The sequence below is a fragment of the Alkalinema sp. FACHB-956 genome (genome assembly GCF_014697025.1).
Taxonomy (GTDB): Bacteria; Cyanobacteriota; Cyanobacteriia; order Leptolyngbyales; family Leptolyngbyaceae; genus Alkalinema.
In genome coordinates, this window is record NZ_JACJRC010000001.1 from 591,685 (window position 1) to 609,667 (window position 17,983).

The 17,983-nt window shown below is 50.2% G+C and carries 12 protein-coding genes; 8 read left to right on the forward strand and 4 right to left on the reverse strand.

The window, feature by feature from the left end:
* The first annotated feature begins 288 nt into the window (after nt 1-288).
* The 6 genes from H6G21_RS02435 (at nt 289) to purE (ending at nt 5,989) form a co-directional block, all read left to right on the forward strand.
* Nucleotides 289-1,020 carry a class I SAM-dependent methyltransferase gene (locus H6G21_RS02435; protein ID WP_190570072.1) on the forward strand — a complete coding sequence of 244 codons (732 nt, stop codon included), beginning with the start codon at nt 289-291 and terminating at the stop codon, nt 1,018-1,020.
* Nucleotides 1,021-1,085: 65 nt separating this feature from the next.
* Nucleotides 1,086-1,682 carry a DUF6151 family protein gene (locus tag H6G21_RS02440; RefSeq protein WP_242041593.1) on the forward strand — a complete coding sequence of 199 codons (597 nt, stop codon included), beginning with the start codon at nt 1,086-1,088 and terminating at the stop codon, nt 1,680-1,682.
* 742 nt (nt 1,683-2,424) lie between these two features.
* Entirely contained in the window at nt 2,425-3,540 is a 1,116-nt protein-coding gene (locus tag H6G21_RS02445) for a Tat pathway signal protein (protein WP_242041594.1), read from the forward strand.
* Between the two features lie 261 nt (nt 3,541-3,801).
* A complete protein-coding gene (locus tag H6G21_RS02450; protein ID WP_190570076.1) occupies nt 3,802-4,611 on the forward strand; it encodes an inositol monophosphatase family protein in 810 nt (269 codons plus the stop codon).
* 160 nt (nt 4,612-4,771) lie between these two features.
* Nucleotides 4,772-5,230, forward strand: a complete 459-nt coding sequence (rplI, locus tag H6G21_RS02455) for a 50S ribosomal protein L9 (RefSeq protein ID WP_190570078.1) — start codon at nt 4,772-4,774, stop codon at nt 5,228-5,230.
* Nucleotides 5,231-5,467: 237 nt separating this feature from the next.
* Nucleotides 5,468-5,989 (forward strand): 5-(carboxyamino)imidazole ribonucleotide mutase, encoded by a 522-nt coding sequence (purE, locus tag H6G21_RS02460; protein WP_190570514.1) that lies wholly within the window; start codon nt 5,468-5,470, stop codon nt 5,987-5,989.
* A gap of 75 nt (nt 5,990-6,064) precedes the next feature.
* Here the strand turns inward: purE and H6G21_RS02465 are convergent, their stop codons facing one another.
* The 3 genes from H6G21_RS02465 to mfd all read right to left on the reverse strand — a co-directional run bounded on the left by H6G21_RS02465 (nt 6,065) and on the right by mfd (nt 14,620).
* Nucleotides 6,065-7,171 (reverse strand): tetratricopeptide repeat protein, encoded by a 1,107-nt coding sequence (locus tag H6G21_RS02465; protein ID WP_190570080.1) that lies wholly within the window; start codon nt 7,169-7,171, stop codon nt 6,065-6,067.
* A 102-nt stretch (nt 7,172-7,273) separates the two neighbouring features.
* Nucleotides 7,274-10,834, reverse strand: coding sequence for an AAA-like domain-containing protein (locus tag H6G21_RS02470; protein WP_190570082.1), 3,561 nt, complete (start codon nt 10,832-10,834; stop codon nt 7,274-7,276).
* 240 nt (nt 10,835-11,074) lie between these two features.
* Entirely contained in the window at nt 11,075-14,620 is a 3,546-nt protein-coding gene (gene mfd / locus H6G21_RS02475; RefSeq protein WP_190570084.1) for a transcription-repair coupling factor, read from the reverse strand.
* Between the two features lie 237 nt (nt 14,621-14,857).
* Between mfd and H6G21_RS02480 the strand changes: the two genes are divergently transcribed.
* Nucleotides 14,858-15,469 carry a Uma2 family endonuclease gene (locus H6G21_RS02480; RefSeq protein WP_242041595.1) on the forward strand — a complete coding sequence of 204 codons (612 nt, stop codon included), beginning with the start codon at nt 14,858-14,860 and terminating at the stop codon, nt 15,467-15,469.
* Nucleotides 15,470-15,593: 124 nt separating this feature from the next.
* On the forward strand, nt 15,594-16,289 hold the full coding sequence (locus tag H6G21_RS02485; RefSeq protein WP_190570086.1) for a 2,3-bisphosphoglycerate-dependent phosphoglycerate mutase: 696 nt from the start codon (nt 15,594-15,596) through the stop codon (nt 16,287-16,289).
* Between the two features lie 28 nt (nt 16,290-16,317).
* Here the strand turns inward: H6G21_RS02485 and sds are convergent, their stop codons facing one another.
* Nucleotides 16,318-17,289 (reverse strand): solanesyl diphosphate synthase, encoded by a 972-nt coding sequence (gene sds / locus H6G21_RS02490; RefSeq protein ID WP_190570088.1) that lies wholly within the window; start codon nt 17,287-17,289, stop codon nt 16,318-16,320.
* Nucleotides 17,290-17,983 lie beyond the last annotated feature (694 nt).

Here is a 17,983-nt window from a genome sequence, read left to right on the forward strand (position 1 = left end):
CTTTTATTGTACCCACTTTGCCAGAAGGAATGCGTTCTAAGGCTGATTCATTACAGGTTTTTAAGATACCACACCTCAAGCTATCAATTATTACAGCTCATTTCAGAATCGTCATTTCAGAATCAGTCACAGCTTCATCCCTGGGACGATCGAAAGGTGGATATTTACAATGGGATAATTACCAGGGCAGATAACCTACAAGGAATATCCAAGATGAGAAATCATAGCGATTCCATTGGTGGAAACGTTACACTTCAGTTGGAGGAGTCATAGGATTGGAGCACAGCTATGCAAGATGGATACCCCGAGGACCTCGCCTATGTGCATGATGTTGGGCATCGTGATTACGCACTCCAATCGGTGCCAGGAATCCTTGCTATTCTAGCCCAATATGAAATTCGAGAGGGGTTGGTCGTTGATTTGGGGTGTGGGAGTGGTCTGTCTGCTCAGGCATTGACAAAGGCCCATTACCAGGTGTTGGGCGTTGATCTATCGGAGGCCCTGATTGCGATCGCCCGTCGTAGAGTCCCCGAAGCAGAGTTTCGAGTGGAGTCTTTATTTCAAACTGACATTCCATCCTGTCACGCAGTGATTTCGATCGGGGAATGTTTAAATTATTTATTTGATTCTAATCATAGCTCTGATACGTTGAAAAATCTATTCGATCGAATATACGATGCTTTGATTCCCGGTGGTGTTTTTATTTTTGATATTGCAGAACCAGGACAGGTGATGCAAGGCAGTACAACCAAAAGTTTTCAGGAAGGGAGTGATTGGATTGTCCTAGTGGAGAAGGAAGAAGATCTACGGCGATCGATGCTGACCCGTCGGATTACGACCCTCCGCAAGGTGGAGGAGCAATATCAGCGGGCAGATATTGTGCATCAACTGCGGTTATATTCTGCGGTGGATGTCGCCAAGATTTTGCGCAATGCCGGATTCCGGATTCAAATTATTCATCAGTATGGCGAGTTTGAATTACCACCTGCCCATGCTGCTTTTGTTGCGCGGAAACCCTAGGGATAGGCACCCGTGGATCTCCAAGGATCTCAAAGTTACAGGTTCTTCAAGAAGAGGACAAAATTATGCCCCAATCAATTCGTTGTCATTGTGGCAAACTCCAAGGCACACTGAACCACAGTCAAACCGTCAGCCGATGTGTGTGCTATTGTGCCGATTGCCAAGCCTTTGCCCGTTTCCTCAAGCGAGAGCATGAAATACTCGACGAAATGGGAGGAACTAACATCATTCAGACCCTCCCTGCTAATATCACGTTTACCGAAGGCATCGAGAATTTGACCTGTATGCGTCTTACAGACACTGGGATGCTGCGATGGTACGCTGCGTGTTGTAATACGCCAATCGGGAATACGCTTGCAACCCCCAACCTATCTTTCATTGGGGTTATCCATACCTGCTTGAGTTTAGATCAAACGTCGTTGCAAAATGTATTTGGGCCGATCAGAATGTACGTCAACACCGAATCGGCGATCGGGGAAACCAAGCCAAAATCGGCAGGCGTTCTATCTGGCACCTTGCGCGTGATGGGGATGATGCTAAAAGCGCGTTGTGACGGCAGGTATAAACAAACCCCCTTCTTTGTTATGGAATCCAGCACTCCGATTGTTGTTCCCAAAGTGCTCAACGCTGAGGAGTTGAAGAACGTAAAGAATGTTGGATAACATATTCCCTTCGCCCCCACTGGCTTAACTCACCCAAACCTCCCGCATCACCGACGCCAGATCTCGCAACGCCCCCGCACCATCTCCAATAAAGGTTGAACCATGCATCGCAGCGATCGGATGACAGAATCAGTGAGTTCGATCGGTTCTCCCAAGGATTGAATCAAAACCGGGATTTTTAGAAAATCCCGGTTTTTGGAGAGTCGCGATCGGCGTTAAATTCAGTCCTCACCAGTTCCTCAGCTTTCAGCGTTACTCTCATAACTAGAGATAACTTGGATTCTAAGGATGCAAACTATGATCACAATCATCCTGAAAAGCATCGTAATTTGGCTCGTTTTTATTCTTGCAGAAAGTTTGAATGGAGCTGCTCGGATCTTTTGGCTAATGCCACTACTCGGTGACCCCATAGCCCATCAAATTTCGTTTGTTATGGGTTCAATATTGATATTAACGATCGCGACAGTATTCATCCAATGGCTTCATACATCCAACATTTCTCAGTTATTTGGCATTGGCCTACTGTGGCTACTGCTAACTGTGATATTCGAGATTAGCCTAGGGATCTTTGTCTTCAACTATTCATGGCAGCAAATGGGTGCGGATTATGATTTATCGCAAGGTGGCTTAATGACGATTGGCTTAATTTGGTTAATGTTATCCCCATTCATCGCTACAAAAATTCGTAGGGGATCACTGCAAACATCAGACTGAGGTTTAACTAATGCTGAGTCGAAGACGAATGATTTTAGGGCTGACCGCACTGACAGGAGGAACAATGGCCTACGCCATAGGCTCTGCTCATCAGTCTAACCGCCAATACACCCATGCCGTCCATGATACTTGGCGACACACGTCCGATCGAGCATTAAGGGATCTGACAGCAGTCACTCGCGAACTGGTGCGCTACGCGACCTTAGCTGCATCAAGTCATAATACGCAATGCTGGAAATTCGCGATCGGCACAGTCTCCCCGTCAATGCTCACCGATCAAACCATCTCAATTTTGCCAGACTGGACAAGGCGATGTCCTGCGGTTGATCCGGATGACCATCATCTGTTTGTGAGTTTAGGCTGTGCTACGGAAAATCTGATTCAAGCAGCACAGGCATTTGGCAAGCATGGCGTTGCCCGTTTTGACCTTGCTATCGATGATAGGGTCACAGTCAGCTTAGCCCCCTCAAAAGCAATAGATTCTGACCTCTTTAAGGCAATTCCCCACCGTCAATGCAGCAGAGTCGAATATAACGGTAAAACATTAAGTAATGCTGACTTAGCCACCCTTGAAAGAGCAGGGCAAGGCAATGGAGTGAGGATATTACTGCTCACTGACAAAGCACAAACTGAGAATATCCTGGAATATGTCGTTCAGGGGAATACAGCACAGATGAACGATCGAGCTTTTATTGAGGAACTAAAATCTTGGATTAGATTCAGCTATAACGAAGTCTTGAGTCACCGGGATGGACTATTTGCCGGTTCGTCAGGCAATCCTATTGTCCCTCGCTGGCTGGGGATGAGATTGTTAAATGTATTTTTTACAGCCAACAGTGAAAATGATAAATATGCTAAACAGATTCGTAGCTCTGCGGGAATTGCTATCTTTGTATCTGAACGTAATGATAAGGAACATTGGATTGAAACAGGACGATGCTACGAACGATTCGCCCTGCAAGCAACTGCCCTAGGCATCAAAAATGCATTTTTGAATCAGCCAACCGAGGTTTTATCATTGCGGCCACAATTCGCCAGTTATCTCGGTATTGGGAATCTCAGACCCGATCTAGTTGTGCGGTTTGGGTATGGCCCTGAAACTCGGCGATCATTGCGGCGACCCATTGAATCAGTATTACTATGAGTAATATTTCACATACAATCTTACATATTACCTCAGCCGAATCGTTTGATTAGTCAACATTGCATTTCCTGTTCTAATAGTTGTTTGGATTTCCAATAGTTTTTGGATTTGTTTTTGGATTTATTTATCATTCCATTGCAATTTAGCTATTCTCTTCTATCATCAGTCCCATCAACAGCAAACTCTTCCCCCTAGCACCGCTCAATACTTTTCCTCAGCATAACGCTATGCTGAGATGTGAGATTTTGCCAGAGGCTGACTATGACAGATTTTTGGACGCAGGTATTGCAGACAGCACAAGCCGTAACCCAGCAGGTGGGCGATCGCTTACTTCAGGACTTCGGGCACATGCAAGCGATCGAAAAAGCCGATGGCTCCCTCGTGACCCAATCCGATCAATGGGCCGATGCAGAACTGCGCCGATCGCTCCAAGCAGCCTTCCCCGACCATGGCGTCCTCAGCGAAGAAACCGTCCACATCTTCCCACCCAACGAATGGTGCTGGATCATTGATCCCATAGACGGCACCACCAACTTTACGCGCGGCCTGCCCCTCTGGGGCATTTCGATCGGGTTGCTCTATCGCGGCACCCCCGTCTTCGGCTATGTCCACGTGCCGCCCCTGGGCCAATCCTTCTACGGTTACTGGGCAGGCAACTCCGGCCTAGACATGCCCAGCGGAGCCTTTTGCAACGGTCAACCCATCCAAGTCTCTGCCGATGCCCTCAGCGGTAGCCACTTTTTCAACCTCTGCGCCCGCAGCATCGGGGTTCTCAAAAATCCCATCCCGGCCAAAATCCGCATGTTAGGCGTCGCCACCTACAACGTTCTCACCATCGCCATGGGAGCCGCCCTCGGCGGAGTAGAAGCCACCCCAAAAATTTGGGACATTGCCGCAACCTGGCCGATCGTCCAGGCCGCCGGGGGAACCTGGAAATTTCTCGCCAAGGAGCCCGCCTTTCCCCTCCAGCCCGAAGAAAACTATGGATCCCACGCTTATCCCAGCCTGGTGGTCAGCCATCCAGACTTGCTAGCCATCTTTGAACCCCTAGTTCGCCAAGGACTTACATGATCGCCTCACATGCTCTCCGATCCACCTTTCACCAGAAGCTACCTTTCACCAGCCCCTTCCAAAAAGATCTCCTCTCTGGTATCCTTAGATATTTGGCTGCGAAAAATTGGCTTAGAGATTTCTCCGCAGAGACGGAAACAAGCGTTAAGTAGGAACGATCATGGCAAAACGGGTTCAAGTCGTCCTCACCAAGGACGTGAGCAAACTGGGCAAACTGGGTGATGTGGTGGATGTGGCCCCTGGCTACGCACGGAACTACCTCTTCCCCCAAAAGGTTGCCACCAACGTGACCCCCGGCATCCTCAAACAGGTTGAGCGCCGGAAGGAACTGGAGCGTCAGCGGCTAGCTGAACTGAAAGTAGAAGCTCTGAAGCAAAAAGAAGCCCTGGAAAAAGCAGGTACATTGTCGATCGCTAAACAAGTGGGCGAAAACGACGCAATCTTCGGAACGGTGACCAACCAAGAAATCGCTGAAGCGATCAAGGCTGCCGCCAGCATCGAACTCGATCGTCGGGATATCGATGTTCCTGAAGTCAAAAAACTGGGCGAATACAACGCTGAAATCAAACTGCACCCCGAAGTATCTGTCTCCGTGGCCTTTGCAGTGGTTGCAGCGTAACCATTCGGAATGATTACGGACTCCGGCGATCGTTCATGGATCAATTAGTCAGCCCGTGGCTTAGCCATCTGCTGCTAGGCTAAGCACCCCGAAGGAAGCCGGAATCCAGTTCGTTGAGATTTAATTTTGCTTGGAGACTCCCCTCAGTGTTCTTTACGATCGCTCAGGGGATTTTTCTTGTTCATGACAGGAAGACATGATAGGGAGACATTACAGGGAGAAACTATGACAAACCCGATGGAACCGCCGATCGTTGGCATCATTATGGGTAGCGATTCCGATTTGCCCACGATGCAAGCCGCGATCGCGGTGTGTGAAGAATTTGGCATTGCCCATGAAGTGGCGATCGTCTCAGCCCACCGTACCCCAGAGCGCATGGTGGAATACGCCCAAACTGCCCATACACGAGGGATTCAAGTCATTATTGCCGGAGCTGGGGGAGCTGCGCATTTGCCGGGGATGGTTGCCTCGCTGACGCCGTTGCCCGTGATTGGGGTACCCGTCATGACCCGCACCTTGCAGGGCGTGGATTCCCTCTATTCCATTGTGCAAATGCCAGCGGGCATTCCCGTGGCCACGGTGGCGATCGGCAATGCACGGAATGCAGGGTTACTCGCCGTGCGGATTCTAGCGACCCACGATGCAGCCCTACTGGAAAAAGTGCTGGCCTACCAGACCAGCCTGAAAGACATGGTCATGGAAAAACAAGCCAAACTGGATCAAGTCGGCTATCAGCAATACTTGCAGAACATGGCCTAGGCGATCGCACAGCATCGGAGGAGTGACGCTGAGCTGAAGTGCTGGGATTAAGTTACTGGGATTAAGTTACTGGGATTAAGCACTGGCTTGGGATTGCAACTTCCGCAACACCGCCGATCGATTCTTCAGGGCGATCTGGTCATCGGGGCGCAGTTCCAGCACCTTATCGTAACTTTTGAGAGCGGTTTCTAATTGGCCCAGGCTGACCAATAAGCCGCCTCGATTGTTCCAAGCCCGGAAATCTGTCGGTCGTAACTCGATCGCTCGGTCATAACTCACCAGAGCTTCCTCCAAGCGATTTAAGGTTTTTAGGATGACCCCTCGGTTGTACCAAGCCTCGTAATAGTTCGGTTGCAGATCGAGCGCCTTGTCAAAGCTGGCCAGAGCCGTTTCATAGTCCTCCAACCGCATACAGGAAAAGCCTTGGCCATACCAAGCCGAGGCATAGTCGGGATGGAGTTTAATGGCCTTCTGGTAGCAATCGATCGCGGGCTCGTGGCGGTTCATTTGCTTGAGGGCAAGGCCGCGATGGTACCAAATCACGGGATCTTCAATGTCGATCGCGAGGGCTTGGGCATAACTGGAAGCGGCGGCTTCATAGTCCCCCAAACAGAGCAATGCATTGCCCCGACCACTGAGGGCATCCGCATTGTCCGGTTTCATTTCCAAGGCCCGATTAAAGTGGGTAATGGCTCCTTCGTAGCGCCCCGTAGCGTAGAGCGCAGCCCCTTGCAGGTACCAGGCATCGGCGGATTGGGGATCCAAATCTAACGCTTTAGATAAGTAGGGAATCGCCTCTTCGTAGCGTTCGATCGTATAGAGCGAGAGGCCCAAACTGTAATGGGTGTTGGGATAGTTCGGTTGCAGTTGCAAGACGCGCTGAAAACTCAGAATCGCATCGGCATACTGGCCCGCCACATGGGCAATCCAACCCCGTTGGTACTGCAAGTAGGGCGACGAAGGGTGAGCCGTCAGCGCTTTGTTCAGGCAGGTCATGGCAGCTTCCTGCTGGCCCGCATTCAGCAAGGTGCTGGCTTTTTCGCTCCAGGCAATCAGGGAATCCGGGCGCGTTTCAAGCACTCGGTTGAATAATTCGATCGCAGCGGAATAATCGCCCTTTTGACTCAGGGCAAGGGCCTGTTCAAGGAGGCTTTCAGTGTTGACATCTTGCGTTTGCACCATAGCGCAGGAATGGGGTTTCGGAGATGGGAGGGCAACGTTATGGTGTAAGAATGCCCAAGTCTAGCCCAAAATTCGCAAGGCTCGACGATTCTGTGGGGCATCCTAGGGTTTCCTTGGGAACTGGCATAATTGGCGCTCCGGCTCTGTAAACTTAGGACTGGTTCGCAGATAACTTCTAACCCAGTTACAGGCTGTCTCCAATTCATCGAGGGCCTGAATCCTCGGCAAATCCCACAAAACCACCGTACTGTCGTCACTGCCAGACACTAAACGCTTCCCATCGGGCGTAAAGGCGAGGCTGGAAACAATTCCATGGTGCCCTGGTAAAGTTCTGAGTAACTGCCCACGGAGATTCCAGAGCTTAACCGTGTTATCGACCCCGGCGGTGGCGATCGTGCTGCCATCGGGACTGAACGCAATGCGAGTGATCCCTTGACTCTGGGTCACGACCGTTTGGATCAAACTGCCATCGAGTCGCCACAGTTTGAAGGTATCGTCGCGACTGGCGGACGCCACCATTTGACCATCGGGACTAAAGGCCACGCCCCAGACAGTCCCTTGTCCCCGTAGAGTGGCGATCGGTTTGCCGTCGATCGACCAGAGCTTGGCCGTCCCATCTTCACTAGCGGAAGCCAAGCGCTTACCATCGGGACTAAAGGCTAACTTCCAGATGCGTTCTTTGTGGGCCTTAATGCTGTGGAGCAATTGGCCAGCGATCGACCAGAATTTAATCATATTGTCATCCCCCGCAGACACAATCGTTTGACCATCGGGACTGATGGCAACGGCATAAATGCTGGCTGTGTGACCAGGAAACGATCGCAGCAAATGGATATGAGGATGATCGCGATCGCCCAAATTCCACAGGTGCACCTTGAGGCTATTCCCCACCGTAATCATCATTCGGCTATCTGGACTAAACGTAACACTCCGAAATCCAGAGTCCACGTTCTGCAACGTCTGGATGAGTCTCCCATCCGTGTGCCAAAGTTTGAGAGTATCATCACCACTCACCGTTGCAATCAGTTTGCCATTGGGGCTAGTTGCCAATTCCCAAACGATGTCTTGATGGCCATTCATTGGAGTCAACAAATATTGATTGCGTCGCCAGAGTTTGACCAACGTATCATCGCTGGCCGATGCCGCCATCAAACCATTCGCACTGAGAGACACATCCCGAATCACCGCATTGTGTTGCTTAAGATTGCGGATAAAGGTGCCATCGGATTTCCAAATTTTGACCCAATTATCAGTACCACTGGTAGCAATGTATTCCCCGTTGCGACTACAAGCCACGCCGAGCATAGGATGGTTACCTACTAGGGTTCTCACCAAGGTGCCATCGGCTCGCCAGATTTTTGCAGTCCGATCGCCACTGGCAGAAACAAACAAATTTGATGCTTGGCATAACGCAATATCCCACACCGCATTTTGGTGATCGGTTTGGGTTTTGAGTAGTTTTCCATCCACCGTCCAAAACCGCACCGTGCGATCGACCCCAACCGAAACGAGGTACTGACTATTCGCACTAAAAGCTACCCCCCAAACCGATTTTTGGTTGCCGCGTAGCGTGGCTTTTAAGGTTCCGTCAAGGTGCCAAATTTTAATGGTGCTATCGCCACTGGCGGAGGCCAGCAACTGCCCATTGGGACTGAAGGCGACCCCCCACACGGGGGCTGGATGCCCTTGGATGGTTTTTACCAAGGTGCCATCTACACGCCAAAGGTTGATTGTGCCATCTAAGCCTCCGGTCACGAGGTACTGGCTATCTGGCCCAAAGGCGAGACGATGGATCGTGGCTGAATGAGGCAATGTGTTGAGAAGCGTGCCATCTTGCCGCCAAATTTTGACCGTTTTATCGTTACTACCCGTAGCAATCAACTGTCCGTCGGGACTGATATCTACCGCCAACACGCCCCCTTGGTGTCTCTGTAATTGATTGAATTCGTTAGTGTTATAGATGGCTTGCTGGAGGACGGTCTCTACTTGGGTCTGAATGGCGGGATCGATCGGCCCATCGTTAAGACGTTGCAGCTCTTGGAGCCGTAGCTTTGCCTTAATCGCATCGATCATGGCATCCAGTTGTCGATCGGAGGCAAACAACCCCTGGGAGGAGGAGGCGAGGGCTTTGACTTCGTTCAATTTGGCTTGGTAGGCATTCCCGATCGCTTGGCGGGACTGAAAGAATGCAGTGAGTCCTAAAATCGTGGAAATACAAAGTCCAGTGGTCATCGCTCCTAAAAAAGACTGCTGGAGTTTAGCGGCTTTGGTCACCGCGACTAATTCCGACTCCACAGCCTTAGCTCGGTCTGCTTCGAGGATCTGTTGCATTTCCCAGCGATCGTACTTTTCGCTTGCTGCCAGGAATTGATAATCCAAATCGCTTAAGCTCTGGGTTTGGCTCCATAGCTGGGCATCCATCAACGCTTGGCCGCGCAGCAGCCGAGACTCATCGGTTTGGCCAGAGGCCACCCAGTCACTCAAGGCTTTATCATAGGGGCGCAATTTACTGAGCTGTTGGCAAACCCAGGTGGTTGTGAATACCTGCTGATAAATTGGATTTTTGATCCGAAGGCGATTTTGCCGTTTTTCAACTAACCCCGTCAAAATTAATTCCGTTTCTTCCAGACTGCCTTCGATCGCTTTGCCTGCCACCCCTTGCCTTGGGTTTGTCCCATCCTCAGCGTCCAGAATGTGTTGATACAACCCTAGGAGGCGAGGCGCAGTTTGCGGCGTTTGCAGCAGGCGATCGCGAATGGTTTTCAGATGTTCCGGTTCATCCTGATTTTCCCAACGATCGAGGATTTGGCTTTGCACAACCTCATCTACCCAACGCTGTAAGCATTCATTACAGGAATTGACAGCCGATGCAAGTGTTGCGTCCTGGGAGAAATCCTGCATTGTGATGTAGTCGTAGGTTTTCATCAACTGACATAATTTCTGCGTTAGAAAGGGTTGGCCATTCGTCCAATCTAGGATGCGTTGCAGGATTGTCCCAGGGTCGGCAAATTCTGCTAGCCCTTGGAGTAAAGGATGGCATTCATCGAATTGAAACCCCTGAAGTTCGATCGCTTGACCAATATTAAAGGGCGTCCGCGATTTATCTGTAATTAGCTGACTCGGCGTCGTCACCCCAATCAAGCAAAAGGTGAGCCGTTGGTAATGGGGATTATCTGCCCGATGGTTATAACAATGACGAATCCAGGCAAAGAAATCATCCGTTGGAAAATTCAACCCCAGCACACTGTCAATTTCATCCATAAAAATGACAATGGGGCCATCAATACTGGGCAAAACAATCGTTTCAATTAAATCATTCAGACGAGTAATATTAGACAGGTGCTGCCGTTCCTGCCACCAGGGTGCTAAAGCAAAGGAAATCTGTAAGCGTTTCAGCAAATAAGCCGCGATCGCAGCATACCACTGGTCGATCGTAATGCGCTGTGTGCCAATTTCCGTCAGGTCGATCGTGGCACAATGTACACCCACAGCTTGTAGCCGCAGGGCAGTTTGCAACCGCAGACTGGACTTCCCCATCTGCCTTGCATTAAACACATAGCAGAAATTACACGTTTTCAGAGCATGGAATAAAGTATCATCCGCCTGTCGATACACATAGGTCGAAGCATCTGGAGGAAGACTGCCACCAACTTGATAGGGCATGGGGCTTGCAGAAGATTTTCAATCTATTTATATTAAAAATCATAGGTTGAAAATCAGAGAAATGTTGCTATTTTTGCAAAATTTCCTAGGAAATTGAGATTCAATCAAACTGATACTCAGTTAAACTGATACTCAGTCAATTGATTCAGTCAATTTTATAGTGACAACCCATTGCGAATCCTTGACAACTATTCGATAGATTCACAACGGGTTCGTAACGAGTTCGCGATAGCTTGGGCACTAGTTCGTCTGGAGAGAGGTATCCGATGACGGAGTCCCGATCGAACCCTGCCCCGCTTCCGGCAGCGCACCCTTCATTTGGTTCAGCCAGTTGGTTAAATGTTCCAATTGCTGATCCGCTTTCAGCGTCCCTAACCCCCGCACAGTCACCTTCCCAGGCTGATAGACAAAGCGGCTGTGCAAATGATTCGGTAAATTCTCCTTGAGCAAATTCCAAGCCGGTTCTTCCATCGGCGTTTCCAACACCACATGTTGTTTACCTTCCGGTTTAATGCGGGAGAACCCAAGGGTGCGGGCAATTTGTTTCAGTTCCATCACCCGCAACAACTGTTGAGCCGCAACGGGAATTTGCCCATAGCGATCGACCCAATCAGCCGCAATTTCTGCCAGTTCTTTCTTACCCGCCGCCGTGGACACCGCTCGATAAGCGGCCATTTTTTGATCCGCATCGGCAATGTAATCCGCAGGAATAAACGCCGTCAGGCTGAGGTCAATCTGCGTATCATCAACCTTAGGAATTTCCTGCCCGCGAATTTCCCGAATGGCTTCATCCAGCATTTCCATATACAGGTCAAAGCCGATCGCATCCATTTGTCCCGACTGTTCCGCCCCCAGCAGGTTACCCACCCCGCGAATTTCCATATCCCGCATCGCCAATTGGTAGCCCGACCCCAGCTGTGTGTATTCCTGGAGTGCCCGGAGCCGTTGGCGCGCGGTATCGGTCAGTTCCTTCTGGCGGGGATAGAACAGCCAAGCATGGGCTTGAATTCCGGCCCGTCCCACCCGGCCCCGCAACTGATACAACTGCGCCAAGCCAAATAGTTGGGCATCTTCAATCAAAATCGTATTGACACGGGGAATATCCAGCCCCGATTCCACGATCGTTGTACACACCAGAATATCCGCCTCCGCTTGGCTAAAAGCCAGCATCGTCGCTTCCAATTCCGCATCCATCATTTGCCCATGGGCGATCGCGATGCGGGCACTGGGAATCATTTCGCGAATTTTAGCGGAAATTTCCTCAATCCCTTCAATACGCGGCACAACATAAAAAATTTGGCCACCCCGATCGAGTTCCTGGCGCAGGGCCGATCGAATAATTTCCGGATCGTAGGGAGACAGATGGGTTTTAATCGGACGCCGGGAAGGCGGTGGTGTGGTAATGAGGCTCATCTCCCGCACACCAGAGAGTGACATATACAGGGTTCTAGGAATCGGCGTTGCACTCAGCGTTAAGACATCAATCTGGGTTCGCAGTGATTTAATTTTTTCCTTTTGATTGACTCCAAACCGTTGTTCTTCATCAATCACCAGCAATCCTAAATCTCTAAACCCAACATTTTTCCCCAGCAACTGATGGGTACCAACCACGATATCCATTTCGCCCGTACCCATGCGTTGGATAATGTCCTTCTTCTCGTTGGTGGTCTTGAAGCGGTTGAGCAAGCCAATTTTTATCGGATAGGGCGCAAACCGTTCCTTCAGGGTGTGGTAATGCTGTTGGGTCAAAATCGTTGTAGGAGCCAACAGCGCCACCTGTTTACCGGACGTAACCGCTTTGAAAATAGCTCGAATAGCCACTTCCGTTTTGCCAAAACCGACATCCCCGCAGACCAAGCGATCCATCGGTCGATCGCTTTCCATGTCCTGCTTAACATCCTGCACCGCTTTGAGCTGATCCGGCGTAGGCTGGTAGGGGAAAGATTCCTCCATTTCCAATTGCCAAGGGCTATCATCCGGGTAGGCAAAGCCCTGCTGTTGGGCTCGCTGGGCGTAGAGTTGCAGCAAGTCCACCGCCACTTTCTTGATGGCCTTCTTAACTTTGCTCTTAGTTTTCTCCCAGGCTTTGCTGGACATTTTATTCAATTCCGGTTTACGATCACCCGCTGGCCGGAATCGCGATAACGCACCGACTTGGTCTGCCGCAACCCGCAGCGTACCATCGGCGTATTGCAACACGAGATATTCCCGTGTCTCACCATTGATCGTCAGGCTTTCCAGTTTGATAAATTTACCAATCCCGTGGTTCTTATGCACCACATAATCATTGGGTTGTAATTTATTCGGATCAACCTGTTTCGAGGTAGCCTGTCGGCGTTTGCGAATATAAGTCGGTGTGGTTAACGTATGTTGCCCAAAGAATTCCCGATCGGTCACCACCACCGCCCGAAACGTCGGCAAAATAAAGCCTTCCAGTTCTGCCAAACCGGAATATTTCAGCCCGATCGGGGTGCGATAGGTAATCAGTTTATCGATCGCGGGAAAGTCCTTGGGATTGGGAATAAACTGAGCCGGACAGTCGTGTTCCTGTAGCAATGCGACCGATCGTGAGGGTTGCGCTGAAACCAACCAAATAGCAAACCCTTTCTCCCGTTCTCCCCGCAGAATTTCCGCCAGTTTGCCAAATTGGTGGGGTACCGCCGGAATCGGACGACTGGAGAGATTCAAACCACTGTTGACTTCCGCAATTTCCGTTAGGTAAATGCGATCGAAAATTTCCGTTTGCGCGATCGTCTCTGTGAAATGGCGATGGGTCGCAGGCATAGCCTCGGGTTGACCTAGCTCGTCCCAATGTTCCTGCACATGCTCGAACCAGCGTTCGCTATGGGCCGCAGCCATTTCCACTTCATCCAGGGCAATGATCGTGCTATCCGGGAGATAATCCAGTAAGGAAGCGGGTTGTTCAAAAGCAAGGCCCAAAAAGCGGCGCAATCCTTCGATCGGGATGCCTTGTTCCAGCTGTTCCCAATCCTCTTCATTCAAATAGGTTTGCAACAACCGACAGTTCTCATCGGAAAGCGCAGTTTGAATAATCGGACTAAAACTGGTGGGCGTGAGAACTAAACGATCGAGGCGATCGAGCGATCGTTGCGTAGCCGGATCAAATTCCCGCAATTGCTCCAATTCATCACCGAATAAATCCAAGCGCACGGGCAATTCTGCGGACACCGGAAACACATCAATAATGTCCCCCCGTTGGCTCCACTGCCCTTCACTTTCCACGAGCGCAACTTTTTCATAACCCAATCGTGCCAATTGTCGTCCCAGTATTGACGATTTGATTTCTGCACCTTTCTCCACAGTAATGCTGTAAGGCGCAAAAGCCTCTACCGGCGGCAAGTGGGGTTGCAATGCCCGTTCCGTTGTGACGATCGCAAAGCGAGAAGCATTGTTTGCGGTTTCGGGACTGTTGGCGATCGTAGTTGCACGAGCCACTAAATCCGCAATCACCTGTAACTGTCCCCAGACCATTTCCGCTTCGGGGTCAAAGGGTTCGTAGGGCGACGTTTCGGAGGTGGGATAGAAGTGCACCGTTTGCCAACCCATAGCTTCCAATTGGGCCGCCCAACGTCCCGCCTCTTCCAGCGTGGCAGTAATGACGAGCAAAGGACGATTAGCAGCCTGCGCCAAGGTGGAACTAACAATGCCCTTGGGTAGCCGTGCCAGTCCAGATAAATGGAGAACCTGCTGTTGCGCCAGTTTGCTTAACAGTTCTCCAGTAATGGGGAGTTTGCCAAGGGTGCGAGTTACCGATGAGAAAGCCATACGTTATAGCCGAAGGTCAACAGCAGAATAGTTTCTGATCTTGACATAGTTTTGACCGATCGGGGATGGGAACCCCAATGTTTTCAGACTGTAAACCGCCATCCCCACCCTGGGTCACAGAAAACCCTGTCATACTTAAAATAGGGCAACTCAGGTCTGGTGTAGCAAGGAAGGTTTGAAGCGACTGGTTAGAAAATTGGCAGTCAACTCAGCAGTACTGTATTGGAGGCTTGGTTCATGACGATGACGACTTCTTCTGTACAAGGGAAAAGTAACTCAACCCAAAAACTCACGCTAGAGGATTTTCTGAACTACCACGATGGCACAGATAACCGTTACGAATTGGTGGATGGGGAGCTAAAGCTGATGTCTCTAGGATCGACGAAACATAGCAAAATTATTCGCTTCTTAGACCGAACATTAGAGGCTGAGATTGCTCGATCGCAACAACCTTGGATCGTCTTAGCAAGCTTGATGGGGGTTCAATCACCCCGAGGTCGTCGCTGGGATACTTGCCGGATTCCTGATCTGATGATTATGTCAGTGCAGCAATATGATGAAATGACCGATCTCCAAGCGGTAATTCCCCTCGATCAACCGTCTCCCTTGTTAGTCGTTGAAGTGGTCAGCGAATCTACCAAGTCCGAGGATTACCGATCGAAACATGCAGAATATTGTGTGCTGGAAATTGCGGAATATTGGATTGTTGATCCGATCGCCCAGCAGGTCACGGTTTGCGTCTTTGAGGACGGTGGCTACACGGATTATGTTTTTGCGGGGGATGCGGTCATTGTCTCGGCATTGTTGCCAGCATTGCAATTAACAGTCGCCCAAGTGTTAGCTGGTTAACGGTCAAGCCTCCAAACTTAGGGTAATGATGGGATGGGGCATGATGCAATGGCAGGAATTTGATCGCAAGGGCTTGATCGCAAGGGCTTGATCGTAAGGGTTCGATCGTAGGGTGAGGATTGCCATGGCTACCTTAATTTTGATTCGTCACGGCCAAAGCACTTGGAACGCCGCGAATAAATTTACCGGCTGGGTCGATGTCCCCCTGAGCAAACTGGGACGGTTAGAAGCCACCCAAGCCGCCTATAAACTACGCCAGTACAAAATTGATATTTGTTTCACCAGCTTATTGATCCGCGCGATCGAAACCGCCGTCATTTGCTTGACGGAATACCCCGAAGTTTGCGCAGGCAAAAGTCCCATCCTCAAACACGAGGCTGACGATCCCGATTGGCACGGCTGGAACCAGTATGAGGGCAATCCAGCGGATGAGTTGCCCATTTTTCCCAGTGCAGCCTTGGATGAACGCTACTACGGTACCCTGCAAGGCTTGAACAAAGCCGAAACGATCGAGAAATATGGAGTCGATCAGGTCAACACTTGGCGACGATCGTTTGCCACCCGTCCCCCGTCAGGCGAAAGCTTGCAAGACACCCTGGAACGCACCCTACCCTATTTCCAATCCCGTATCCTAGCCCACCTCACGCAGGGCGAAAATGTGCTGGTTGCAGCCCATGGGAATTCCCTCCGATCGATCATCATGAATCTCGATCGTTTAGATGAAACCGCTGTCACCGGTTTAGAACTGGCAACAGGGATTCCAATCGTCTATGAAATCGATCAGACGGGCCATGTGACGCATAAAACCGTCTTGACCTAATACAGCCTTGACCTAATACAGTCTTGACCTAATACAGCCGACTGAGTACAAACTCACAGAGGTTGAGCAATGCTTCCTTCGACTCCGATGCAGGAATCTCATTCAAACAGGCCATTGCAGCCTTGGCATTGTACTGCGCCAATTCCCGCGATCGGGCAATGCCATCGCTCGCGTTGACTAAATCAAGGGCCTGCTCTAGATCACCCTCTTCCGAAAATTCCCGCTCAATCAGCGTTTTCAGATAGGGCTTTTGTTCCATCGCAAACAGTACCGGAGCCGTCAAATTACCACTGCGCAGATCGGAACCCGCTGGCTTGCCTAGCCCTTCCGTCGAAGCGGTGAAATCCAGGATATCGTCCACAATCTGGAAGGCCAATCCCCAATGCTTGCCATAGTGGTAGAAGTTTTCCGCCTCTGCACTGGCGCGATCGCTCAAAATAGCAGCAGCCTTGGCACTGTTGGCAATCAGTGACGCCGTCTTGTAGTAGCTCTTTTGCAGATAGGTATCGAGGTCTAACTCCGTATCAAAGCGGTTCAACCCCTGCTGAATTTCGCCCTCGGCAAAGTCTTTAATCACTTCCGAGAGTAATTTCACCACTTCCAGATTATCCAGATTAGCCAAGTACCAGGAAGACTGGGCAAAGAGGAAATCCCCTGCGAGAACTGCAATCCGAGTCCCAAAGTTGGCATGTACCGTTGGAATCCCCCGTCGCAATTCCGACTCATCCACCACATCGTCATGGACAAGGCTAGCGGTATGGATCATTTCAGTGATTTCAGCTAACCGACGGTGGCGTTGGGTAATCTCTTGATTCCCCCGAGTTGCTCGAGAGACAAGGAGCACGATCGCGGGTCTTACCCGTTTCCCGCCTGCCCCAAACAAATGTTCCGCTGCCGCGTAGAGAATCGGATGCTGCGCACCAATCAACTGCTTCAAGTTCTCTGTCATGACAGAGAGGTCGGCTTCAACTGGGGCAAAAAGGGAGGCTACGGAAGTCATGAGTGCGAACCAGTGATGGCTAAAGGTTAAGAAACTTTACAGGTTCTGTAACTATTCTAAGCGATGGGGCAAGTCCATGGAATAGGGCGAGTCAGTTTGGAAAAATTTTCTAGAAAAAAATCTAAAAATTTTGAATTGTGGCTCAGTTTACACCACAATCCCCAAAAGCTTGTGCTACGCTAGATTCAAAGCATTCAACAACTGCATAGCTGACTGGAAAAATCAGGACAGCAGGGGCGCTTAGGTCAAAGCGGGTTTCGACCTTAAAACGGCTAGTGTCACGGCTAGAATTATTGCGATCGAGGTTTTTGCAGCAGAAATTGATGAATGTCAATTTCTTAAGCCACCCCAAGATTTCAGTGGGATTGTCCTGAACCGATCAAAGAGTTTGCGAAGCAACCCGTTTCGCGGTGAAAGACTCTTGACAGCAGTGACTGGAGTTGCTGGCTAGGCTCATGGAGCTTCTTTTCAATCGAGAGGAGGTTCTATGGGGCTATCTGCTATGCTCCGTAGCGACCTTGGATTGATACAGTGCTCGCCCTGTTGGATCTGATCGAGTTAGCTATTGCGGTTTGGCGAATTTTTCGACTCTAGCGACATGGACACATCGTCAGCATCTTTGCCATGGGATTTTTGCCCCTGGAAAAGTAACTGACCTTGTTTTGCATACTTTTTTGCCGATCTTTCAGATCCC